This is a genomic window from Acinetobacter sp. NIOH-H-8, from assembly GCF_046635365.1.
Lineage (GTDB): Bacteria > Pseudomonadota > Gammaproteobacteria > Pseudomonadales > Moraxellaceae > Acinetobacter.
In genome coordinates this window covers 1-693 of the sequence record NZ_JBHDVN010000121.1, presented here as the reverse complement: position 1 = coordinate 693, position 693 = coordinate 1, and the positions used below count along the sequence as shown (strand labels likewise).

The following is a 693-nucleotide window of genomic DNA, read 5'->3' as shown; positions in this document are numbered from 1 at the left end:
TGACGATGTATCTGAGGGTCTGTAGCTCAGTTGGTTAGAGCACACGCTTGATAAGCGTGGGGTCACAAGTTCAAGTCTTGTCAGACCCACCATCTGCCAGAAAACAGAAAATCAGAACATTGACTTAATTGATAAGCTGGGGACTTAGCTTAGTTGGTAGAGCGCCTGCTTTGCACGCAGGAGGTCAGGAGTTCGACTCTCCTAGTCTCCACCACGTATTCGTTCGAATACGTAATAAGCAAACGGTTTGATAGCTTATAGAGCTTAGTAAGAAAGCGGCGTATAATGCGCGGCATTGTTATTAACCTCTGTGATTTATCACAGTAATGCAGTCCGACGAGGATGCATTAAATCATTAACAGAATATATTTGAGTTGAAATAATTTGTTCATACTCATACAAGAGCGGAAACAAGAGATCGCGAGATTGATTGTTGAAGTGATTGAATGAGAACTAGCGAAATTAACTGAATCAAGCGTTTTGGTATATGAATCTAATTGAAGCTGTACAGTGCTTAAGTGCACGGAACAACGAACTGTGAGAGAAGCCAGTTTACTGGTGGATCTGTTGCTACACTGACTTGTAGGTGTAACGACTGTTTGGGGTTGTATAGTCAAGTAATTAAGTGCATGTGGTGGATGCCTTGGCAGTCAGAGGCGAAGAAAGACGTGATAGCCTGCGAAAAGCTCCGGG

At 43.1% G+C, this 693-nt stretch carries 2 tRNA genes and 1 rRNA gene; all 3 read left to right on the top strand.

The window, feature by feature from the left end:
• Positions 1-15: 15 nt before the first annotated feature.
• Positions 16-92: transfer RNA gene (locus ACEWB7_RS17335), tRNA-Ile, on the top strand.
• A gap of 46 nt (positions 93-138) precedes the next feature.
• Positions 139-214 (top strand) — tRNA-Ala (locus ACEWB7_RS17330).
• Positions 215-611: 397 nt separating this feature from the next.
• Positions 612-693 (top strand): 23S ribosomal RNA (locus ACEWB7_RS17325); the annotation flags it as partial.